General features: G+C 67.7%; 17 protein-coding genes. 10 read left to right on the plus strand and 7 right to left on the minus strand.

Annotated features, from left to right (window positions below):
* Positions 1–87: 87 nt before the first annotated feature.
* Entirely contained in the window at positions 88–1,722 is a 1,635-nt protein-coding gene (locus tag AC5P9W_RS14285) for an NAD+ synthase (RefSeq protein WP_021204204.1), read from the plus strand.
* Between the two features lie 113 nt (positions 1,723–1,835).
* Here AC5P9W_RS14285 and AC5P9W_RS14290 read toward each other — a convergent pair whose 3' ends face one another.
* Both AC5P9W_RS14290 and AC5P9W_RS14295 read right to left on the minus strand, forming a co-directional pair.
* Positions 1,836–3,038, minus strand: coding sequence for a lipase family protein (locus AC5P9W_RS14290; protein WP_111098289.1), 1,203 nt, complete (start codon positions 3,036–3,038; stop codon positions 1,836–1,838).
* 190 nt (positions 3,039–3,228) lie between these two features.
* Positions 3,229–4,116, minus strand: coding sequence for an outer membrane protein assembly factor BamD (locus tag AC5P9W_RS14295; protein ID WP_026347042.1), 888 nt, complete (start codon positions 4,114–4,116; stop codon positions 3,229–3,231).
* Positions 4,117–4,228: 112 nt separating this feature from the next.
* Here AC5P9W_RS14295 and rluD point away from each other — a divergent pair, with 112 nt between their 5' ends.
* Genes rluD through AC5P9W_RS14315 form a run of 4 tightly spaced genes read left to right on the plus strand, consistent with a single transcriptional unit; the run spans position 4,229 to position 6,927 of the window.
* Positions 4,229–5,218 carry a 23S rRNA pseudouridine(1911/1915/1917) synthase RluD gene (rluD, locus tag AC5P9W_RS14300; RefSeq protein ID WP_021204201.1) on the plus strand — a complete coding sequence of 330 codons (990 nt, stop codon included), beginning with the start codon at positions 4,229–4,231 and terminating at the stop codon, positions 5,216–5,218.
* A complete protein-coding gene (gene pgeF, locus AC5P9W_RS14305; protein WP_111098291.1) occupies positions 5,218–5,988 on the plus strand; it encodes a peptidoglycan editing factor PgeF in 771 nt (256 codons plus the stop codon). Before rluD ends, pgeF begins: the two co-directional genes overlap by 1 nt.
* Before the next feature lie 20 nt (positions 5,989–6,008).
* Positions 6,009–6,515, plus strand: a complete 507-nt coding sequence (locus AC5P9W_RS14310) for a DUF4166 domain-containing protein (protein ID WP_329867496.1) — start codon at positions 6,009–6,011, stop codon at positions 6,513–6,515.
* Positions 6,490–6,927: a thiol-disulfide oxidoreductase DCC family protein gene (locus tag AC5P9W_RS14315; protein ID WP_188250265.1), complete on the plus strand. Its 438-nt coding sequence runs from the start codon at positions 6,490–6,492 to the stop codon at positions 6,925–6,927. The genes AC5P9W_RS14310 and AC5P9W_RS14315 overlap by 26 nt, the downstream gene beginning before the upstream one ends.
* Positions 6,928–7,052: 125 nt before the next feature.
* Here the strand turns inward: AC5P9W_RS14315 and otsA are convergent, their stop codons facing one another.
* The 4 genes from otsA to AC5P9W_RS14335 form a co-directional block, all read right to left on the minus strand.
* Positions 7,053–8,417 carry an alpha,alpha-trehalose-phosphate synthase (UDP-forming) gene (otsA, locus tag AC5P9W_RS14320; protein WP_021202062.1) on the minus strand — a complete coding sequence of 455 codons (1,365 nt, stop codon included), beginning with the start codon at positions 8,415–8,417 and terminating at the stop codon, positions 7,053–7,055.
* Positions 8,414–10,195, minus strand: coding sequence for a glycoside hydrolase family 15 protein (locus tag AC5P9W_RS14325; RefSeq protein WP_031269310.1), 1,782 nt, complete (start codon positions 10,193–10,195; stop codon positions 8,414–8,416). Before AC5P9W_RS14325 ends, otsA begins: the two co-directional genes overlap by 4 nt.
* A gap of 39 nt (positions 10,196–10,234) precedes the next feature.
* Positions 10,235–10,993, minus strand: coding sequence for a trehalose-phosphatase (gene otsB, locus AC5P9W_RS14330; RefSeq protein ID WP_021202060.1), 759 nt, complete (start codon positions 10,991–10,993; stop codon positions 10,235–10,237).
* Positions 10,994–11,256: 263 nt separating this feature from the next.
* A complete protein-coding gene (locus AC5P9W_RS14335; RefSeq protein WP_188250264.1) occupies positions 11,257–13,689 on the minus strand; it encodes a TonB-dependent receptor plug domain-containing protein in 2,433 nt (810 codons plus the stop codon).
* Between the two features lie 214 nt (positions 13,690–13,903).
* Here AC5P9W_RS14335 and AC5P9W_RS14340 point away from each other — a divergent pair, with 214 nt between their 5' ends.
* The 4 genes from AC5P9W_RS14340 to AC5P9W_RS14355 all read left to right on the plus strand — a co-directional run bounded on the left by AC5P9W_RS14340 (position 13,904) and on the right by AC5P9W_RS14355 (position 19,177).
* Complete coding sequence (locus tag AC5P9W_RS14340) at positions 13,904–14,386, plus strand: DUF3574 domain-containing protein (protein ID WP_021202058.1); 483 nt, start codon at positions 13,904–13,906, stop codon at positions 14,384–14,386.
* A gap of 36 nt (positions 14,387–14,422) precedes the next feature.
* Positions 14,423–15,280: an SH3 domain-containing protein gene (locus AC5P9W_RS14345; protein WP_111098296.1), complete on the plus strand. Its 858-nt coding sequence runs from the start codon at positions 14,423–14,425 to the stop codon at positions 15,278–15,280.
* 109 nt (positions 15,281–15,389) lie between these two features.
* Positions 15,390–17,108, plus strand: coding sequence for a thiamine pyrophosphate-dependent enzyme (locus tag AC5P9W_RS14350; protein WP_329867493.1), 1,719 nt, complete (start codon positions 15,390–15,392; stop codon positions 17,106–17,108).
* Positions 17,109–17,566: 458 nt separating this feature from the next.
* Positions 17,567–19,177 carry a SulP family inorganic anion transporter gene (locus AC5P9W_RS14355; RefSeq protein ID WP_329866907.1) on the plus strand — a complete coding sequence of 537 codons (1,611 nt, stop codon included), beginning with the start codon at positions 17,567–17,569 and terminating at the stop codon, positions 19,175–19,177.
* Between the two features lie 164 nt (positions 19,178–19,341).
* On the opposite strand, the gene AC5P9W_RS14360 is transcribed toward AC5P9W_RS14355, so the two are convergent.
* The gene (locus tag AC5P9W_RS14360) at positions 19,342–20,052 is read right to left on the minus strand and encodes a glutathione S-transferase (protein ID WP_111098911.1); all 711 of its coding nucleotides are present in this window, start codon (positions 20,050–20,052) and stop codon (positions 19,342–19,344) included.
* Between the two features lie 169 nt (positions 20,053–20,221).
* Between AC5P9W_RS14360 and AC5P9W_RS14365 the strand changes: the two genes are divergently transcribed.
* Complete coding sequence (locus tag AC5P9W_RS14365) at positions 20,222–21,043, plus strand: DUF3014 domain-containing protein (RefSeq protein ID WP_021204730.1); 822 nt, start codon at positions 20,222–20,224, stop codon at positions 21,041–21,043.
* Positions 21,044–21,179: the final 136 nt, after the last annotated feature.

Raw genomic sequence — 21,179 nt, forward strand, 5'->3', positions numbered from 1 at the left:
AGCCGGGGCTGTCCACGCAGTGAACGCCCCCGGCGCGCGCACGACGCGGCGCTACAATGGGCGCATTGCAACCACAGGCTGATTCCCATGGCTTCGATCCGCATCGCGATGGCGCAGTTCGATTTCCCGGTCGGCGATGTCGCCGGCAACACCGAGCGCATCATCGAGATGATCGGACAGGCGCGCGACGAGTATGGCGCCGAGCTGGTGATGTTCCCCGAGCTGGCAGTGAGCGGTTATCCGCCGGAGGACCTGCTGCTGCGTCCCGGCTTCCTGTACGAATGCGAGCAGGCGATGGGCCGTATCGCTGCTGCCTGCCGTGGCATCACCGCCGTGGTCGGCTGGCCGCAGGCGGCTGGTGCGGTGGTCTACAACGCCGCCAGCGTGCTGCGCGATGGCCTGCTGGAGCAGACCTACCGCAAGCGCGAGCTGCCCAACTACGCGGTGTTCGACGAGCGTCGCTACTTCGATGTCGATCCGGACGGCGGCAGCTGTGTGTTCGAGGTCAATGGCATTCCGGTGGGTTTGCTGATCTGCGAGGACCTTTGGTTCGCCGAGCCGCTGGCCGACACCGTGCGCGCGGGGGCGCAACTGGTGGTAGTGCCCAATGCCTCGCCGTACGAGCGGGGCAAGCACGCCCAGCGCGACGCGGTGCTGGCCGCACGCACCCGCGAGAGCGGGGCGGCCATCGCCTATCTCAACGTGGTCGGTGGCCAGGATGCGCTGGTGTTCGACGGCGCGTCGGTGGTGGCCGATGGTGACGGCACGGTACACCCGGCTGCCGCTGCCTTCGTCGACCAGTGGCTGGTGGTGGAGTACGACGGTGAGACCCGCCGCTTCATGCCGCACGTGTGGATGGACGATGGCGACGAGAGCATGGACGCGCTGGCCTGGCGTGCCGTGACCCGTGGCATCCAGGACTACTGCCGCAAGAACGGCTTCAAGAAGGTGTGGCTGGGGCTGTCCGGTGGCATTGATTCGGCGCTGGTACTGGCGCTGGCGGTCGACGCGCTCGGCGCTGGGAACGTTACCGCCGTGCGCCTGCCGTCGCGCTATACCGCCGGCATGTCCAACGACCTGGCCGCCGAGCAGTGCCAGGCACTGGGCGTGAAGCTGGAAGCGGTCTCGATCGAGCCGGCGTTCAAGGGCCTGATGGAATCGCTGGCGCCGATGTTCGAAGGCACCGCGCCGGACGTGACCGAAGAGAACCTGCAGTCGCGCAGCCGCGGGGTGATCCTGATGGCACTGGCCAACAAGTTCGGCGGCCTGTTGCTGACCACCGGCAACAAGAGCGAGTACGCCGTCGGCTACGCCACCATCTACGGCGACATGTGCGGTGGCTATGCGCCGTTGAAGGACCTGTACAAGACCGAGGTGTTCGGCCTGTCCAAATGGCGCAATACCGTGGGCGGCGCGCCGGTGATTCCGCCGGCGGTGATCAGCCGCCCGCCATCGGCCGAGCTGCGCGAGAACCAGCTGGACCAGGATTCGCTGCCGGCCTATGACGTGCTGGACGGCATCCTGTACCGCTACATCGACCAGGAACAGTCGCGCACGGAGATCGTGGCCGCCGGCTACGACGCGGCCGTGGTTGACCGCGTGCTGCGCCTGGTACGCATCAGCGAGTGGAAGCGGCACCAGGCCGCGCCGGGGCCGAAGGTGTCGCGCCGGGCGTTCGGTCGCGAGCGTCGCTACCCGATCAGCAACGGCTACAAGGGCTGAGGCAACGGTGGGTGGGCAGTGCCGGCCGCTGGCCGGCGACCCGTCGGCCCTCTCCGGTGGGTGCGGACCTTGGTCCGCACGGTGGTCGAAGATCATCCACGCGTGGCATGGATCTACGGGACTTCGTCGAGCAGCTGTTCGATGCCGGCAGTTTCCGCAGCGTCGCTGAAGTGGCCATCCTCAAACCGCGCACGTACGAACGCCAGGCCATCCGCCGCCGCCGCGTCCAGCGTGCCGCGGTGATCGACCGGATAGCGCCGGAACGCGACCGGCTCGCCTCGCAGGGCCAGGCCTGCGGCATACAGCAGGGTGGTCAGATAGGGCACATCGCGGTCCTCGCTGCCGTGGCCCAGCATCAGCGGTTGGCTGAAGCCGCGGCGCGGTACGCCAAGGTAGTCGTACAGCACGGCCCAGATGCCCGGCACGTGGGTCAGCGGTGCAGTGAACATGCTGCCGGTGTCCGCGCCGTCCAGGGTGACGGCCAGTTCGCCCAGGCACTGCTCGCGTGCCACCGCCACCCGCGCGCGGCCTTCATCGCTGAGGACGCGGTCGATCTGCGGCGCGGCCTGCAGCAGGCCATCGAGCAGATACGCGTGATACGCGTTGAGCGCGCCCGGATTGGCGGTGCGGTTGTCGGGCTTCATCACCAGCGCGGTCAGTTCGACTGCGGTGGGCGTGCCGGTGGTGAAGCTGCCGCGGTACTGCAACGACGGCCCACCATAGGAGGGGGCGATGTGGCCCGCCGTGAGCGCGGCGGCACCGCCCTGCGAATGGCCGACCGAGACCCAGCGCGGCGACAGCGCCCCGTTGCCGAGGTACTGGCGGCTGGCCTTGATCATGTCGATGGCGTTGCGCGCGGCAGTGCGCACATGCAGATAGGCATGGCTGCCTGGACTGCCCAACCCCTGGTAATCCGCCGCGACCACGGCATAGCCCTGCGCCAGGAACTGATCGAGGAAGCGCCCGTCGCGCGCGGGCTGGTACGGGCCGGAGACCGAAGGCGCACAGCGATCGGCGATGCCCTGCGTGCCATGCGCCCAGGACACGACCGGCCAGCCGCCCGCCGGCGCCGTGCCGGCGGGCAGGTACAGCAGGCCGGTGCCTTCGGCCAGTTGGCCGCGATGATCCGGGGTACGGTAGTACAGCTTGTAGGCGTGCGCGGCCTTGGAGGGCACCCACGACGCGCGATAGGGGGCTGCAGACAGCAGATCGCCCGGTGCTGCCGGTGCGGCAGCCAGGGAGGCCGAGGACAGCGCCAGCAGGGCAGTGGCGAGGAGGCAGGCGCGGGGACGGAAATGGCGTGGCGGTGGGGTCATGAGGCGCTCCTTCACGGCCGGGATGGCCGTTGCGCCGCAGTGTGGAGGGGCTCGCCCGCGCCGATTGGGACCGGCGTCGCATCCGCCGGGGATTCGTAGAATTCCTAGTGTCGTGGTCCATGGGCGCACGAACCATCCACGCATGGCGTGGATAACCGACAAAGAAAAGGCCCCTTGCGGGGCCTTTTTCTTATTTCTTTTCCAGTCGCGCGTTGCGCTGGCCGGTGCTGGCGGACTTCTCGCCAGCGAACGGGTTCAGCTTGCGGATCATCCACGGGTACTTCGGCCACTTGCCTTCCAGCCACGGGTGGTCTGGCTGGTTCAACTGCAGGACGCGGCGCGCATCATCGGCCAGGGTCTTGTTGCCCAGGTGGGTGTAGGAATCGGCCAGGACAGCAACGGCGTCGTACTGGAACGCGCTCTGCGGATAGGTTTCCAGCAGGTAGTTGGCGCGGCCGGCGGCCGAGACCCAGGCGCCGCGGCGCATGTAGTACAGGGCGTTGTCCAGTTCGTGCTGGGCGAACACGTCACGCAGTTCCAGCATGCGCTGGCGCGCATCGGCGGCGTAGCGGCTGTTCGGATAGCGGTCCACCACGATGTTGAAGTCCGAATACGCCTGGTGCGGCGTGGACAGGTCGCGGCGGCTGGCATCCAGCGACCATACGCGACGCAGGAAAACCGTACTGCGGTTGGAGTTCGCCAGGCCGCGCAGGTAGTACAGGTACGCGATGTTGCGGTGGGTCGGGTAGGTACGGATGAAGCGGTCGATGCTGGACACCGCGTCATCGTGCTTGCCGGCCTTGTACTGGGCGTAGGCGGTCTCGATCATCGCCTGCTCGGTGTACGGACCGTACGGATACTGGGCCACCAGGCGGCGGAAGCTGGCCTCGGCGCCGCTCCAGTTGCCGCCCTGCATCAGCTTGTGGCTTTTCTCGTACAGCTGTTCGACCGGCACGCCTTCATCGGGGCGATCACCCTTCTTGGCGCCGCGATGGCAGCCGGTGGCGGCGATGACCAGCACCAGCAGCAGGGCGGTGAGGCGGACGGGCGCGGAGAGCATGGCGGAGCGTCGGATCATGGGGTCGAGGCGGGACGCGGCTGGAATACGAAGGGTCGATGATAGCCTAGTGTCCTGTCCAGCGACTGAAACCGGCCGCCGGGACCCCAAAATTTCAAAGAATGCCCCTGCCATGTCTGAACAACCCTCTGAATCGGCCCGCCAGGCCATCGTCCCCGACACCGCTGCCGGGCGCCGTTTCGACGCCGTCGTGGCCGAACTGTTCCCCGAATACTCGCGTTCGCGCCTGACCGAATGGATCAAGGCCGGGGAGGTGCTGCTGGACGGTGCCCAGGTGCGCCCGCGCGATCCGCTGCGCGGCGGCGAGGTGGTGACCCTCAACGTGGTACTGGAAACCCAGACCGACGCCCAGCCGGAGGACATCCCGCTGGACGTGCTGTTCGAGGACGAGCACCTGCTGGTGATCAACAAGCCGGTCGGCCTGGTGGTACACCCGGGCGCGGGCAACCACAGCGGCACCCTGGTCAACGCCCTGCTGTTCCGCGACCCGTCGGTGGCGGTGCTGCCGCGCGCGGGCATCGTGCACCGCCTGGACAAGGACACCAGCGGCGTGATGGTGGTGGCCAGGACCCTGGAAGCGCAGACCGCGCTGGTCGAGCAGCTGGCCGCACGCGACGTGCACCGCCAGTACCTGGCCATCGTGATGGGCGCGCTGGTGGCCGGCGGTACCGCCGATGCCCCGATTGATCGCCACCCGCGCGACCGCCTGAAGATGGCCGTGCGCGAGGACGGCAAGGAAGCGGTGACCCATTACCGCCTGCGCGAGCGCTTCCGTGCGCATACCGCGCTCGAGTGCCGCCTGGAAACCGGCCGTACCCACCAGATCCGCGTGCACATGGCGCACGTGCGCCATCCGATCATCGGCGACCCGCTGTATGGCGGCGCGCTGAAGCTGCCCAAGGGCGCCAGCGACGAGCTGGTGGCCGCGCTGCGCGGCTTCAAGCGCCAGGCCCTGCACGCCGAGACGCTGGAGTTCATGCACCCGATCACCGGTGAACCGGTGCGCAACACCGCGCCGGTGCCGGAGGACATGCTGCACCTGATGAAGGTGCTGCGCGAAGACAGCGAAGCCTTCGCCGCACGCGAGCGGGACCGCTGGTGATGGCCGCCGCGCTGCCCTTGCTGCAGGCGGACTGGCCGGCGCCTCCGGGCGTCCATGCGCTGACCACGCGCCGGCACGGTGCGGGCATCTCGCCGGCGCCGTTCGCGCAGTTCAACCTGGGCAACCGGCACGCGGCCGATGGTGATACCCCCGCCAACGTCGAGCACAACCGCCAGCTGCTGCAGCAGGGGTTGGCGCTGCCGTCGGCCCCGCACTGGCTGCGCCAGGTGCACAGCAGCACCGTGCTGCGATTCAACGCGCCGCCGGTGCCGGGTGCCGCCGAGCCGGTGGCCGACGCCGCGGTGACCTCGGTGCCCGGCGTGGTGCTGGCGATCCTGACCGCCGACTGCCTGCCGGTGGTGTTCGCCGCCGCAGACGGCAGCGAGGTGGGCGCGGCCCATGCCGGCTGGCGGGGGCTGGCCGACGGCATGCTGGAGGCCACCGTGGCGGCCATGCAGACGCCGCCGGCGCAGCTGCGGGCCTGGCTGGGCCCGGCGGCGGGGCCGGCCGACTACGAAATCGGCGAGGAGGTCTACCACGCCTTCGTCGGTCACGATCCGGCGGCCGAAGCAGCGTTCGTCGCGACCCGTCCCGGTCACTGGAAGGTGGACCTGTTCGCGCTGGCGCGGCAGCGTCTGCAGTCTGTGGGGATGGACCCGGCACAGGTGTATGGCGGCACGGTGTCGACCATGGCCGACCCGGACCTGTATTCGCATCGGCGCGATCGTCGCACCGGGCGCATGGCGACCCTGGCCTGGATCGCGCCCTGACTCCGCCGCTGTTCGCGCGTGTGCTGGGGCCGGCCTTCGCCACCCTGGCAGGACCGGTGCAGGCGCTGCATGCCGCGCCGTTGCCGTGCCGCTACGTGGGGCAGGCCTGCATCGTGAGGGGGCGGCACTGGCTGGTGCCGCTGCTGGCGGCGTTGGCGCGGCTGCCAAACGACGGTGAAGCCGTCCCAACCGAAGTGGCGTTCAGTGCACACGGGCAGGGCGAGCAGTGGGCGCGGCGGTTCGGCCGCTGGCCAATGGTGTCGCGGCTGTGGGCGCACGACGGGCATCTGCGCGAGCAGTTGGGCGCGGTGCGCTTCGAATTTGATCTGCAGGCCCGCGAGGGTGGCATCGACTGGTCGGTGCGGCGGGTCTGGGCGTTCGGGCTGCTGCCGCTGCCAAGGCGCTGGTTTGATGGCGCGCGTTGCCGCGAAGCCTGGCAGGGCGAGCGTTACACTTTCCTGGTCGATGTGACGCTGCCCTGGGTGGGAGCCCTGATCCGCTATGAAGGCTGGCTCGAACCGCGGTGAGGCCGCCGCCGAGGCTGGGACCGCGGTGATCGTATTCGATGGCGTATGCGCGCTGTGCAACCGCTGGGTGCGCTTCCTGCTGCGCTTCGACCGCAGGGGGCGCTATCGCTTTGCGGCGATGCAGGGCGCACAGGGCAGCGCGATGCTGCGCGCGCACGGGCTGGACCCGCAGGACCCGATGTCGTTCCTGCTGCTGGACGCACAGGGTGCCTGGACCGATACCGATGCGATGCTGCGCGTACTTGAGGGGCTGGGCGGCGCCTGGCGCCTGGCCGGCGTGCTGCGGCTCGTGCCGCGCGGCTGGCGTGATGCGGCGTATCGCGCGCTGGCACGCAACCGCTACCGCTTGTTCGGTCGGCATGAGGCCTGTTACCTGCCCGCACCGGAGCAGGCCGCGCGGTTCCTGGATTGATCGGCTGTCTTTTGTAGAGTCGAGCCATGCTCGACTTGCTTTTTTCTCCTGCCAATAGCAGCCGAGCATGGCTCGGCTCTACAAAACGCAGCCGAGCATGGCTCGGCTCTACAGGAACGCGTGCTTCAACCCTCCAGCGCGTCCAGGTAGCTGCGGCGCCAGTGGTTGATGTCGTAGGTGCGCAGGTGCTCCATCATCGCGTGCCAGCGCTCCTTGCGCCTGCTCAGCGACATCGTGGCTGCGGTGGCGATCGCATCGGCCACGCCGTCCAGATCATGCGGGTTCACCAGCAGTGCCTGCTTCAGTTCGTCGGCGGCGCCAGCCAGCAGTGACAGCACCAGCACGCCCGGATCCTCCGGGTCCTGCGACGCCACGTATTCCTTGGCCACCAGGTTCATGCCATCGCGCAGCGGCGTGACCAGGCCGACCGCCGCCGCCCGGTAGAAGCCGGTGAGCGTGGCATGTGTGAAGTTCTGGTTGACGTACCGCAGCGGCGTCCAGTCCGGCTCGGCATGGCCGCCGTTGATGTGGCCAGCGATCTGCTCCAGCTGGCTGCGCAACTGCCGGTACTCGGTGACATCACCGCGCGAGACCGGGGCGATCTGCAGGTAGGTCAACGAGCCGCGCTGGTCAGGGTGGCGCTGCAGGTAGCGCTCGAAGCCAAGGAAGCGCTCGGGGAGGCCCTTGGAATAGTCCAGGCGATCCACGCCGATTGCCAGCTGGCGGTCGCGCAGGCTGGCGCGAAGATTCTTCACGGCGGTCTTGGTGGCGGCTGTGCCGGCCTGGCGTGCGATCAGCTCGGTGTCGATGCCGATCGGGAAGGCTGCTGCACGGAAGCGGCGCCCGCCCGGCGCTTCCAGCTCGCCATTGTCGAGCACGCGCCCGCCGCCGAACAGGCGCAGGTAAGTCTGGAAGCGATCGGCATCGCGCTGGGTCTGGAAGCCGACCAGGTCGTAGGCGTACAGCGCGGAGAACAACCGCAGGTGATCGGGCATCGCCTGCAGCAGGTCGGCCGACGGCATCGGGATGTGCAGGAAGAAGCCAATGCGGCAGCCGATACCGCGCTCGCGCAGCAGTGCGCCGAGCGGGATCAGGTGATAGTCATGGATCCAGACGATGTCATCCTCGCGCAGCAATGGCGCGAGCTTGTCGGCGAACAGCGCATTGACCTTGTGGTAGGTCTCGCGGGTACCGCGGTCATAGTCGACCAGATCCAGGCGGAAGTGCAGCAGTGGCCACAGCGTGCGGTTGGCAAAGCCGTTGTAGTAGCCATCGACCTCGCGCTTGCTCAGGTCCATGGTGACGTAGTCGATGTCACCGTCCTTCTGCCGGTGCAGCGTGCCGCTGCCTTCCTTTACGGTCTTGCCACTCCAGCCGAACCACAGGCCGCCGCGCTCCTTCAGGGCGGCCAGCAGGCCGACCGCCAGGCCGCCTGCGCGGTTCTCGCCGGGCACGGCCACACGGTTTGAAACCACGACCAGACGACTCACGATGCCTCCTGCCAGGACCGCGACAGGCGCATCGCGGCGGTGATCAGGCCGACGTGCGAATAGGTCTGCGGGAAATTGCCCCAGGCCTCGCCGCTGTCGAAGGCCAGATCCTCCGACAGCAGGCCCAGGTGGTTGCGCTGCTTCAGCAGCAGCTCGAACATCTCGCGTGCTTCATCCATGCGCCCGATCGCCGCCAGCGCATCGATGTACCAGAACGTACAGATGGTGAAGCTGGTTTCCGGTTCGCCGAAGTCATCCGGCGCGACGTAGCGGTACAGCGAATTGCCGTGCTTGAGGTCGCGGCCGATGGCATCGACGGTGGCAATGAACCGGGCGTCCATCGCGTCGATGAAGCCGATGTCGGCCAGCAGCAGCAGCGAGGCATCCAGGCGATGGCCGCCGAAGGTATCGGTGAAGTGGCCCAGCTCCTCGCTCCAGGATTCGGCCATGATGCGGGCGTGGATGGTGTCGGCGCGCTCGCGCCAGTAGTGTGCGCGGTCATCACGCTTCAGGCGCACGGCGATCTTGCACAGGCGGTCGCACGCAGCCCAGCACATCGCGCTGGTGTAGGTGTGCACTTCGGTGCGGCCGCGGAATTCCCACAGGCCGGCATCGGGGACGTCGTGCAGGGCGAAGGCCTGTTCGCCCAGGGGTTCCAGGCGGGCAAACGTGTGCGCGTCGCCGGGATCCTGCAGGCGACGGTCAAAGAAAAGCTGCGTGGACGCCAGCACCACGCTGCCGTACACGTCGTGCTGGCGCTGCACCCAGGCCAGGTTGCCGCGGCGCACCGGGCCCATGCCGCGGTAGCCGGACAGGCTGGGCACTTCGTCTTCGTCCAGCTTGGCTTCAAAGCCGATGCCATACAGCGGCTGCAGCGTGCCGTCGGTGGTGGCCAGGTTGAAGATGTACCCGAGGAACTGTTCCATCGTGCGCGTTGCGCCGAGACGGTTCAGCGCGCGCACCACGAAAGCTGCGTCACGCAGCCAGCAGTAGCGGTAGTCCCAGTTGCGCACGCTGCCGGGTGCTTCCGGAATGGAGGTGGTCATCGCCGCGATGATCGCACCGCTGTCCTCGTACTGGCACAGCTTCAGCGTGATCGCGCTGCGGATCACCGCGTCCTGCCACTCCAGGGGAATGGACAGGTAGCGCACCCATTCGCGCCAGTAGTCGCGGGTGCGCTGGAAGGCTTCCTGCACGTAGCCGCTGATCGAGCGGTTGAGCGATTCGTCCACGCCCAGGATCAGGTGGACGGGATGGCTGAGCACGAAGGGCAGGCCGTCGCGCACGAAGCGGACCGGCACATCGGTGGTCAGCCGCAGCACGTGCTCGGGCAGGATCCAGCGCACATGGTTGCTGCCCCAGGTGGACTCCGGCACGCGCGCGCCCCAATCGGCCAGCGGGCGGGCGCGCACGGTGATGCGTGGGCTACCGGCCAGCGGGCGCACCTGGCGGATCAGGCTGACCGGCCGGTAGAAGCGGTCGTTCTGCCGCCAGCGGGGCGCGAAGTCGAGGATCTCCAGTTCGCCGCCGTGCGTGTCGCGCAGGACGGTGCGCAGGATCGCCGTATTGGTCAGGTACTCCTGCTCGCTGCTGGCGAAGTCTTCCAGCTCGATGGCGAAGTCACCACCGGTCTGCTGGTTGGGGCCGAGCAGGGCACAGAAGGTGGGGTCGCCGTCGAAGGTGGGCAGGCAGCTCCAGACAACGCGGGCACGTTTGTCGACCAGGGCGCCGAAGCTGCCGTTGCCGACCACGCCCAGATCAAGATCGGGTTGGGTCATCACGCGGTACATCTCGGTTGCGGCCGTGGGGGGGCCGGGTCAATAGGCATTCTCACGCAGCCACGCGTGCACGCTGCGTATGTCGGGCAGCGCGAACACGGCCACGCTGGGTTCGCGTTCGCCCACCAGCACGCTCCAGCCATGCTGGCCGTTGGCAGCGTCGAAGCCGAATTCGTCGGTGAGGTCGTCACCGAGGAAGACGGGCAGGCGGCCACGGAAGGGCAGGTACTGCATCATCCTCCGTACCGCACGGCCCTTGTCGCTGCCAACCGGGACGAACTCGACCACGTGGTCGCCGGGTTGCAGGCGGTAACTGGAACGGCCGCGCACGTGGCGGTCGGCGAAGGCGCGCACATCGCTGGCGGCGTGCGGCGCGCCGCGCCAGTGCAGCGCCAGGCCGACACCCTTGTCTTCCACCAGCACGCCGGGGTGGCCATGGGCGAAGCGCATCGCCTGCTGGTGCAGCGCGTGCAGCCACTCGGCGGTGTCGTCGTCGTGCTCCTCGCGCAGCACACGACCGTCCTCGCCGCGCAATTCATGGCCATGCAGGCCCGCGGCAGGCAGTTGCAGGGGAGCGAACAGTTGATCGAGCTGCTCAAGCGGGCGACCACTGACCAGTGCTACGGCACCTTCCAGGCGGTCGCTGATGCGGCCGATGGCGTCACGCACATCCGGCAGCAGCTGCACGGCATCCGGGCGCGCAGCGAACTCGATCAGGGTGCCATCGACATCGAGGAACAACGCACAGGCGTCGTCCAGCAATGGCGGTGGCGGACGCAGGGGGAGCGGTTCAGCCATGCCGCCCACCTTGCCAGCGTGGGCGTGTACGTGGGGTCGAGGGCAGGCTACGGATCAGCTTCGGTGGGTGCCGACCGTTGGTCGGCACAAAGGGTCAGCCTGCATTGAACCCAGACAGTGCGGACCAACGGTCCGCACCCACCGAGAGCGATCACTTCCGGTGGGTGCCAACCGTTGGTTGGCACAAAGGGTCAGCCTGCATTGAACCCGGGCAGTGCGGACCAACGGTCCGCACCCACCCAAGGCAATTACACCCAGAGCAATCAGAAGGTATAGCGGACGCGGCCGTAGTAGTACGCGCCATTGCTGCCGATCGGCGACAGCACGTCATACGGCAGGTTGCCGAAGTAGTGGATATCGCTGTTGGACCGATCCGGGTAGTTGTCGGTCAGGTTCTGCCCGCCGATGGCCACGCTCCACTGCGGGGTGATGCGGTATTCGACTTCCGCGTCCAGCTGCCACTCGGCCTGGTAGGTCTGGCGCGGGATGTAGCCATCACCGAAGTTGAACACGCGGGTGGCGCTGCCGTAGCGGTTCACGCGGCTGCTCAGCGACCAGTGGTCGTTGCTCCAGGCAGCCGAGAAACTGCCACGTGTACGCGGTGTGGCATCGGTCAGCGTGTTGGTCTCTTCAATCCCGAACAGCACATAATCCGGGTCCAGCGCCTGCAGCTGGGCCGGCGTGGCCAGCACGTTCTTCAGCGTGGTCTTGGTATACGCATAGGTGCCGGTCAACAGCAGCTGGCCATCGCCCAGCGACTGGCGCCAGTTGCTCACCAGCTCGGCGCCACGGGTGCGGGTATCGGCGGCGTTGACGAAGAAGCTGGCGCTCTGCAGGCCGCTGACACCGTAGTTGGCTGCCACGTAGCCGGTCAGTGCATCACCGGTGATGCTCTCCGACAGTGCGATGCGGTCGTCGATGTCGATCTGGAAGAAGTCCAGCGAGAGGTCGAAGTGTTCGCCGATGCGGCTGGTGAAGCCCAGCGACGTGTTCAGGGATTTTTCCGGTTTCAGGTCCTGCGCGCCAAGGCCACGCGCGATCGGATTGTTGACCGACAGCAGTCGGCCCTGCACCAGCTGGCCACCAGCGTTATAGCCGGTGGAGGTGGATTCGTAGCCGATCTGCGCCAGTGAAGGTGCGCGGAAGTTGTTGGAGATAGCACCGCGCAATGCAAACGCCGGCGTGAACTCGTAGCGCAGGCCGAGCTTGCCGGTCAGCTCGCCGCCGAAGTCGTCGTTGTGCTCGTAGCGCGCGGCCAGATCGGTGGAGAACTTCTCGCCGAACTGGCTGGACAGGCTGGCATAGGCGCTGGCCACGTCGCGCGACAGGGTGGCGGCGTCCTGTGGGGTCAGGCCGCCACCGGCCTGCGAGCCGGTCGGGCGGTCGGTGTACGGGCCCGCCGCATAGCTGGCCGGGTCGCCGGGGCGGGTCTGGTAGCGCTCATGGCGCGCTTCCACGCCCAGGCCCAGCGTGTGGCTGATGCTGTCGCTCTGGGTGAACACGCGGCTCAGGTCGAGGTTGCCCACGGTCTGCGCGTACTCGTAGTCGGCGGTCTTGAAGCGGGTCGGGCTGGTCGGGCCCAGCGAGGCGTTGAGCGAATCACGCAGGCGGTAGGTGAAGTCGTTCTGGCCGTAATCCAGGCTGCCGTCGTAGCTCCACTCGCCCCACTGGCCGCGCACGCCGGCCACGGCCTGTACGTCGCGGTTCTCGCCTTCGGAGATCGGTCGGTAGCCGTTCGGATAGACCTGCTTCCAGTTGGCATCGCCATCGGGATAGCGGAAGTAGTTGGCGCCTTCGGTATCGCGCTGGTTGAAGGTACCGAACGCGTAGAACGTCGAGGTCTGGCCGACCGGAATCTCGGTGTTCAGCCACAGGTTGATGTCCTTGCTCTTGCCATCACCCAGGACGTAGTTGCGCTTGCCCTGCAGTGCCAGGTTGCCCGGGGTCTGGTCCCACGGCGGAATCTGGTCGAAGCCGGCGCGGTTGGTGCCGTTGCGGTGCTTGTACTCCAGGCCGACGCGCAGGAAGCCACCGTCTTCGCCCAGCGAGGTGCCGACCTTGGCGCTGATGTTGCCGGTCTGGCCATCGGTGAGGGTGCGGCCGATCGGCTGGAGGTCGGTGTGGTTGGCACCGTAGCTGGCCTCGATCTCGCCGCCGTCGCCGCCGTTGTCGAGGATCACGTTGATCACGCCGGCCACGGCGTCCGAGCCGTACAGCGCACCGGCACCGTCGCGCAGCACTTCGATGCGCTTGATCGCGCTGACCGGGATCGAATTGAAATCGACCGGGGTGGTGCCCTTGCCGATCTTGCTGTCGGTGTTGACCAGCGCGGTGTGGTGGCGGCGCTTGCCGTTGACCAGTACCAGCACCTGGTCCGGCGACAGGCCGCGCAACTGCGCGGCGCGCACATGGTCGGCGCCACCGGAGTTGGACTGGCGCGGGAAGTTGAACGACGGCAGCAGCGCCTGCAGCGCGCTGCCCAGTTCACCGTTGACCACGCCGGCCTTGCGGATGTCCTCGGCGGTGAGCACGTCCACCGGCGAGGTGGATTCGAGCACGGTGCGGTCGGCGGCACGGGTGCCGGTGACGATCACCGTGTCCAGGTTGGTGGCGTCCTGGGCCAGGGCTGGGGCGGCGGAGGAAAGCGCGATGGCGATGGCGAGGCCGAGCGGCGACGCGGGCAGGCGGAAGGACATGGGGGCTCCAGCAACAACGACGACGGGGAAGGGGAGATAGTTTCACTTACATCCATCCGGATGAAGCGATATATTATCTTCGCGTGATGGCCGGTGCCGATGCAAGCCCCTGCCGGCCTGGCATGAGTTGATGCCCTGCTGGCATCAGCACGCCGGGCCGGTGGCGCTGTACGCTGCCGGCTCGCCTTGTCCCCCCTTCCCCGGAGCTGTACCGATGAAACACCTTGGCCTCGTCTTTGCCGTGCTGCTGGCCACCAGCGGCTGCGCCAGCCTTTCTTCGCAGGCGCCCAGCGCCTATGCCACGGCCACTACCGCCGAACTGAAGGGCGATGCCGCCCGCCCGTCTTCCGCGCACGGCTGGGTGCGCAGCGAGCTGTATTTTGGCGTCGGCGAGGAGCAGGGCGCCGGCAACCGCCCGCAGGCCGACACCATCAGCGACGCGCAGTGGCGCACCTTCCTGGACAAGGAGGTGACCCCGCGCTTCCCGGATGGCCTGACCGTGTTCGATGCCTATGGCCAGTGGCTGTTCCGCGGCGATGCCGCGCCCAACCGCCTGCGCACGAAGGTGCTGGTGGTGCTGCATGAGGACACCCCGCAGCGCCGCGCCGATATCGAAGCGATCCGCCTGGCGTGGAAGCAGCAGACCAGGCATCAGTCGGTGCTGTGGTCGCGGCAGCCGGTCGAGGTATCGTTCTGAGTTGAAGGCGCCGCCGCGGTGCCGCAGGGAGCAATGATGAACTACAGGGAATGCCTGCTGGGCCTGGTATTGGTGGGCGTGCTGGCACCGCCGGCGCAGGCGGGTGGGGACGACGGCGAAACGCTACGCTTCCAGGTGGCCGCTCATGTGCAGGCGCATGCCGATCCCCAGCAGGACGGAAGCATCGTGGTGCAGCTGTCACCGTCGGGCAAGCGCCAGACGCTGGCGGGCGCGGCCGATGCCGACGGCAATTCGCGCTGGGGTCTGGAAGACGTCGATTTCGATGGCTACCCGGAACTGGTCGCGCGCGCCCCGGTCGGCATGGTCAACGAGGCGGTGGCGGTGTACCGCTTCGATCCGACCAGTGCCGGTTTCCGCGCGCTGCAGGCCGGTACCCACGGCAAGGACAGTTGTGGTGACCTGATGGGGCTGAGCGTGGACGTTGCCACCCGCACCCTCACCAGCAGTTGCCGCAGCGGCCCGATGTGGTACACCGACCAGTACCGGTTTGCAGGCGCGAAGCTCCATCTGTACCGCTCTGAGAGCGTGCTGATGCTGGCCGATACGTTGAACGCCGCGCTGCAGTGGGAACAGACCGAAGAGCAGGGCCCGTTGGCGGTCTGGCGCACCTATGACCCCGCCGGCCGTGTGTTGGAAAGTGCCATCGCCGATGGCCTGGGAGCACCGCCGGACGGGCCGTTGCAGGGGCAGCAGGCCACCGTGGTGCCCGCGCGCCTGTTCCTCTTCGACCGACCCGGCGCGTCCAGCACCAAGCGTTACCTGGTGCAGGGGGATCGCGTGGAACTGCTGGATGAACAGGACGGCTGGGTGAAGCTGCGCTACCGCAACCCGAAAAGCGGTGCAGTGGAGGGTTGGATCAACGTCAATGATTGACGAGACGTCTACCCGCAGTTTGCACATCGAGGCAATGGGCAACTTGCCCACGGGGGCATCACTTCATCGGGTCTAGCCTCGGACGTTCCCCCGTTCGAGGATGTATCCGATGAGCAAGCGCGTGGCCGAAATCGTGGTGGACGCCCTGCAGCAGGCTGGTGTCCGCCGTTGCTACGGCATCGTGGGCGATACGCTCAACCATGTGACCGATGCGATGCATGGCAGCGAGATCGCCTGGGTGCACGTGCGCCATGAAGAAGTGGCAGCGTTCGCCGCCGGCGCCGATTCGCTGGTGAGCGGCGAGTTGACCGCCTGTGCGGGCTCCTGTGGTCCCGGTGGCCTGCACTTCATCAACGGTGTGTTCGAGACCAACCGCAACCGTGCACCGATGGTGCTGATCGCCAGCCAGGTGGTGACCAGCGAGCTGGGCATGGAATTCCCGCAGGAAGTGGATTTCAAGGCGGTCTATGGCAGCTGCACGGTGTTCTGCGAGCAGGTGCACAGCCCGGAGCAGGCGCGACGCGTGGTGGCCCTGGCCTGCCAGGCGGCGATCAGCCGGCGTGGCGTGGCGGTAGTGATCCTGCCGGCCGACATCAGCCAGGCTGAGGTGAAGCACGATGTGCCGTTCTCGGTGCACTACACCCAGCCGGTGCTGCGCCCGTCCGACGCCGAACTGCAGCGCATTGCCGAGCTGCTGGGGCAGGGCAAGCGTATCGGCATCTATGCCGGTGCCGGTTGCCAGGGCGCGCACGCGCAGCTGCTGGAACTGGCCCGGCACCTGCAGGCGCCGGTTGCGCACACTTCGCGCGCCAAGGATTTCGTCGAGCCGGACAACCCGTACAACATGGGCATGACCGGAATCTTCGGCATCGAGTCTGGCTTCCACACGCTGATGGAGTGCGACACGCTGCTGCTGCTCGGCGCCGACTTCGCCTGGGGCCAGTTCTACCCCGACAAGGCCACGATCATCCAGGTCGACCGTGATGGCAGCCACCTTGGCCGCCGCCACCCGGTGAACCTGGGCGTGGTCGGTGACATCGCACCGACGCTGGATGCCTTGCTGCCGATGTTGCCGCCGCGCGAGGACAGCAGTTTCCTGGACGAATGTATCGAACGTCGCGACAAGGCGCTGAAGAAGCGCGAACAGGAAGAACAGCCGGGCGAGGGCAAGCTTATCCACCCGCAGCATCTGACCGCGCTGCTGTCGAAGCATGCCAGCGACGATGCGCTGTTCACCGCTGACGGCGGCTCGCCGATGGTCTGGGTGCTGCGCCATATCCGCGTCAACGGTCGCCGCCGCACGCTGACCAGCCTGCTGCACGGCACGATGGCCAATGCAATGCCGCAGGCCCTGGGCCTGCAGAAGGCGTTCCCCGGCCGGCAGGTGATTTCGCTGTCCGGCGATGGTGGCCTGGCGATGCTGTTGGGTGACCTGCTGACCGCGGTGCAGGAAAACCTGCCGATCAAGGTGGTGGTGTTCAACAATGGCTCGCTGAACTTCGTCGAGCTGGAGCAGAAGGTGGAAGGCCTGCTGGACAACTACACCGACCTGAAGAACCCGGACTTCGGGCGCCTGGCCGAGGTGATCGGCTTCCACGGCCGCACGGTGACCCGTAGTGAGGATCTGGAGGAAGCGGTGCAGGATTTCCTGGCCCAGCGCGGCCCGGCACTGCTGGACGTGCACACCAGCCGCGCCGAGCTGGTGATGCCGCCGCAGATCGAGGCCAAGCAGGTCGCCGGCACGGCGCTGTATGCGGCCAAGGCGGTGTTGAATGGCCGCTTCGACGACGTGAAGCATCTGCTGGTGGACAATTTCCTGAAGAAGTAGGGGGAGTCGATGCAGGGCTGCGCCCTGCACCTGCGGAGGCGAAGGTCGAAGCAACAGCAACAGCTGGGTATCCGTGGGATGGCGGGGTGGGTCCGGTTGCGGGGGGCGCTGCAAGTCCCCCTCCGGGGCCCGGCCCAGCCGCTGGCGGCTGTGCGTTCGGGCGCTTGCGAAGCAGTGCTTCGCAAGCAAAGCGCCCTCACCCATGTAAGCTCGGTCGCCGCTTGCTCGTGTGCGCAGGATTGCGCACACGAGCAAGCGGCGACCGAGCTTACAGGGACGTACTTGCAGCGAACCCTGCGCAGCCTACCCGCCCGGCCCACCCGCTGAGGTCCGCTGTCCGCGACCAACCCAGCCAAGAGGGCCCCGCCGTTGGCTGGAACCCATCATTCCACGACGGAATTGGCGCGCCGGCCCCGCTGGGCCTACCATCGGCGGTCCCCACCCCCACCGCCCCTTCCATGTCCGCTCCCGCTTCCGCCGCACCGCGTCGCTGGTTCGTCGCCGGCGACTTCAACGGCTTCTTCGGCCTGGTCGTCGACAACCTCTCCATCCTCGGCTTCATCGCCATGGCCCTGGTCGGGATCTTCCAGTTCCCCGCCGACGTGGTGTTCGGCCGCATGTTCCCCGGCACGGCCTTCGGCGTGCTGATCGGCAACCTGCTGTACACCCTGATGGCGCGCCGGCTGGCCGCGCGCACCGGCCGCGACGATGTCACCGCCATGCCGCTCGGCCTGGATGCCCCGACCAGCATCGGCATGGCCCTGCTGGTGCTCGGCCCGGCCTTCATCGCTTTCAAGCAGCAGGGCATGGACCCGCACGCGGCGGGCATCGCCACCTGGCAGCTGGGCATGGCGGCGCTGGTCATCATGGGCGTGCTCAAGTTCGTTCTGTCGTTCTTCGGTGAAGCAGTCACCCGTGCGCTGCCGCGTGCCGCGCTGCTGGGTTCCATCGCCGGCATCGCGCTGGTGCTGATGGGCCTGTTGCCGCTGCTGGAGACGCTGCGCTCGCCGCTGGTCGGCTTCACCACGCTGGGCCTGCTGCTGTATGTGCTGATCGCCAAGGGCAAGCTGCCGGTGCGTGGCCCGGGCGTGATGCTGGCCTTCGTGTTCGGCACCGCGCTGTACTACGGCCTGGGCCTGGCCGGGCTGGGCGCCCCCGGCTTCCATGTACCGGAGTGGGTGCCGCCGCAGGTGGTGCTGCCGCTGCCGACACTGGGCTTCCTCGACGGCCTGCCCACCGCGATGACCTACCTGCCGCTGCTGCTGCCGTTCGGCCTGCTGATGGTGGTCGGCGGCATCAATGTTTCTGAAAGCGCGCGTGCGGCCGGCGATGACTACCGCACCCGCGACATCCTGCTGGTGGAAGCGGTGGCTACGCTGGTGGCAGGCGTCTGTGGCGGCGTCGCGCAGACTACGCCGTACATCGGCCAGCCCGCCTACAAGCACATGGGTGCGCGCAGCGGCTATACGCTGCTGACCGGCCTGTTCGTCGGCATCGGCGGCATGCTCGGTATCATCTCCGGGCTGGTGCAGTGGTTGCCGCTGGCGGTGCTGGCACCGATCATCGTGTACGTGGCCATCGACATCACCACGCAGGCGTTCCAGGCCACGCCGCGCCACCATGCCGGCGCGATGGTGCTCGGTTTCCTGCCGTCGGTGGCCTACCTGCTGGCGATCAAGGCACCCGGCTGGATCGCACCGGATCAGCTGGCGCAGCTGCTGACCAAGCTCGACGGCCACGGCCTGCCGGAGCTGGCGGTGATCTTCACTCTCGGCAACGGCTTCATCATCACCTCGATGCTGTGGATTTCGGCGGTGGCGGCGATGGTCGATGGCCGCCTGCGCCGTGCCTGCGGGTTCCTGCTGGTGGCTGCGCTGCTGACACTGTTCGGGCTGATCCACTCGGTGGATCCGCGCGGCGGCATCTACCTGCCGTGGGACCTGGAAGGATTGGCGCGCATCATCAGTTTGCAGTTTGCCGGCGCCTACGTGGCCCTGGCGGTGCTGCTGGGCCTGCTGTCGCTGCAGAAGCAGCCGGTGCAACCGCTGGCTGATCGCACCGATCATTGACCGGTGACGCCGGGCATGGCCCGGCGCTACCGCTCCTTCCACTTCTGGTGCTCTGTAGAGCCCAGCCTGCGCTCGGCTGCTCTGAGCCGAGCATGGCTCGGCCCTACAGGGGCGTGTTGCAGGCGGCGAATGATCACAGCGCGCTCTGCCGGCCAGGGCCGGCACTACCGTTCGGCGTCCAGCTCCGGGTAGTGGCGGAAGATGCCATTCGTGTTGAACGCCAGACGTCGTTCCGAGGCCAGATAGGCGGCGATGTTCGGCCGCTTCGCCACCCGCGCCTGCAGCGCGCGCAGCAGGGGCAGGGTGGACGCCAGTGCCTGCATGCGGCGTGGAAACATGTAGTCCAGCCCACTCAGTAGCTGGAACAGCGACAGATCCACGTAGGAATGCTCGCGCAGTGCATGGCGGCCACCGTTGGCGGCCAGCACCCGTTCGAAGTAGCCCAGGAACTTCGGCAGGCGCTCGCTGCGCAGCGACGCGGCACGTGCCTTGGCCTCGGTCTTCTGCGCTTCGTAGTACTTCGATGCGGCAATCGGATGGTGGGTGTCGTGCACCTCGGCCACCAGGTCGGCGATGGTCAGCTGCAGTTGCAGCGCCTGCATCCGCCGCGAGGCCGCCTGTGGCACCAGGTCCAGCGTCGGGCCGAGGAAATCCAGGATCGCCGCGACCTGCGCGATGACCTGGCGGCCGGCCTTCAGGAACGGCGGTGCAAAGGGCTGTGGCCCGTCACTGCTGCCATCCAGGAATGGCTGCATCACCGCATCGCCGTGCACCCGCGCCATGTCGATGTAGTCGGCGCCGGCATCTTCCAGCGCCAGTCGCACGAACTCGCCCCGGCCCTGGATGCCGGTCCAGTAGTACAGCGCGTACTGCATGGCAGTGTCTCCGCAGGACAAGGCCCCCAGCCTCGCGCGCGGCATGCAAAGCAGGCGTGAGCGCGGTTCTGGTGCAGGGCGAACCCGAACGGCAGCGGAACCGGTGGGGAACCGGCTGGAACCGGTGGGGTCACACCTTCTCCATGCGTGTGAAACGAGGTGCTGCATCATGCAGAGTGCAAAGGCGGTATGGCCCTGGGTGCTGGGTGTGGTGGTGATCGGCGGCGCGGGCGGTTGGTTGTTCCGGGATCAGCTGAAGCACTTGGCAGATGGTGTTTCGGTGCCGGTGCAGTCAACTGCCGTCAGTACCAGCGCAGCGCCACAACCGCAGGCGGCCGCGGAACCCGCGCCAGCACCACCGTCGATCAGGCATCCGCTGGATACCGAGGCCGCCGCTGATCCGGCACTGCCGAAGCTGGCTGACAGCGATACGGCTGCCTGGGGTGCATTGAGCCAGCTGTTCCAGGGCGAAGGGCCGCTGACCCTGCTGCTGCGCGATCACCTGATCCAGCGCCTGGTCACCCAGGTCGACAACCTGGACAGGCCCAGCGTGCCGCCCACTGCGCTGGCCGCACGGCCGCTGCCGGGCAACCTCCAGGTCGAGCCCGGCGAAGGCGGTGATCGCACCGCCGCCAGCAACGCGGCGCGCTATGCGCCCTATGTGCAGGCCTTCACCGCGCTGGATCCGGCAGCAACGGCAACGGCCTACAAGCGCTTCTATCCGTTGATCCAGCAGGCCTACGTCGACCTGGGCCGGCCCGACGGATATTTCAATGATCGCCTGGTCGCGGTGATCGACCATCTGCTTGATACCCCGGAACTGGCCCAGGCGCCTCTGGTGCAGCGCGATGAGCGCGGCCGTTACCGCTTCGTCGATCCCACCCTGCAGTCACGCTCGATCGGGCAGAAGGCCCTGCTACGCATGGATCCTGCACAGGCGCGGGCGATCAAGCAGCAGCTGCGGGCGATCCGCAGCGCGATCACCCGCTGAGCCCGTCCACCGTGCCGAACTGATCGGGATCAACGCGCCGACCACACCCGTTCCGGCATGCTGGCCGCAGGCTGACTGGCCCCGGGGTGCAGTCGCAGCCACCCTTGAAACGGGGTGGGGCAACCGCATCTTCCCA

Source organism: Stenotrophomonas sp. YJH_SMC_33 (genome assembly GCF_059372295.1).

Excerpts from the sequence above, each read along its gene's own strand:
- AC5P9W_RS14325 (WP_031269310.1), bottom strand. The coding sequence starts at position 10,195 with ATGACCCAACCCGATCTTGATCTGGGCGTGGTCGGCAACGGCAGCTTC.
- AC5P9W_RS14285 (WP_021204204.1), top strand. The coding sequence starts at position 88 with ATGGCTTCGATCCGCATCGCGATGGCGCAGTTCGATTTCCCGGTCGGC.
- AC5P9W_RS14335 (WP_188250264.1), bottom strand. The coding sequence starts at position 13,689 with ATGTCCTTCCGCCTGCCCGCGTCGCCGCTCGGCCTCGCCATCGCCATC.
- AC5P9W_RS14360 (WP_111098911.1), bottom strand. The coding sequence starts at position 20,052 with ATGCAGTACGCGCTGTACTACTGGACCGGCATCCAGGGCCGGGGCGAG.
- AC5P9W_RS14290 (WP_111098289.1), bottom strand. The coding sequence starts at position 3,038 with ATGACCCCACCGCCACGCCATTTCCGTCCCCGCGCCTGCCTCCTCGCC.
- AC5P9W_RS14340 (WP_021202058.1), top strand. The coding sequence starts at position 13,904 with ATGAAACACCTTGGCCTCGTCTTTGCCGTGCTGCTGGCCACCAGCGGC.
- AC5P9W_RS14345 (WP_111098296.1), top strand. The coding sequence starts at position 14,423 with ATGAACTACAGGGAATGCCTGCTGGGCCTGGTATTGGTGGGCGTGCTG.
- AC5P9W_RS14295 (WP_026347042.1), bottom strand. The coding sequence starts at position 4,116 with ATGATCCGACGCTCCGCCATGCTCTCCGCGCCCGTCCGCCTCACCGCC.
- AC5P9W_RS14365 (WP_021204730.1), top strand. The coding sequence starts at position 20,222 with ATGCAGAGTGCAAAGGCGGTATGGCCCTGGGTGCTGGGTGTGGTGGTG.
- rluD (WP_021204201.1), top strand. The coding sequence starts at position 4,229 with ATGTCTGAACAACCCTCTGAATCGGCCCGCCAGGCCATCGTCCCCGAC.
- pgeF (WP_111098291.1), top strand. The coding sequence starts at position 5,218 with ATGGCCGCCGCGCTGCCCTTGCTGCAGGCGGACTGGCCGGCGCCTCCG.
- AC5P9W_RS14350 (WP_329867493.1), top strand. The coding sequence starts at position 15,390 with ATGAGCAAGCGCGTGGCCGAAATCGTGGTGGACGCCCTGCAGCAGGCT.
- AC5P9W_RS14315 (WP_188250265.1), top strand. The coding sequence starts at position 6,490 with ATGAAGGCTGGCTCGAACCGCGGTGAGGCCGCCGCCGAGGCTGGGACC.
- otsB (WP_021202060.1), bottom strand. The coding sequence starts at position 10,993 with ATGGCTGAACCGCTCCCCCTGCGTCCGCCACCGCCATTGCTGGACGAC.
- AC5P9W_RS14355 (WP_329866907.1), top strand. The coding sequence starts at position 17,567 with ATGTCCGCTCCCGCTTCCGCCGCACCGCGTCGCTGGTTCGTCGCCGGC.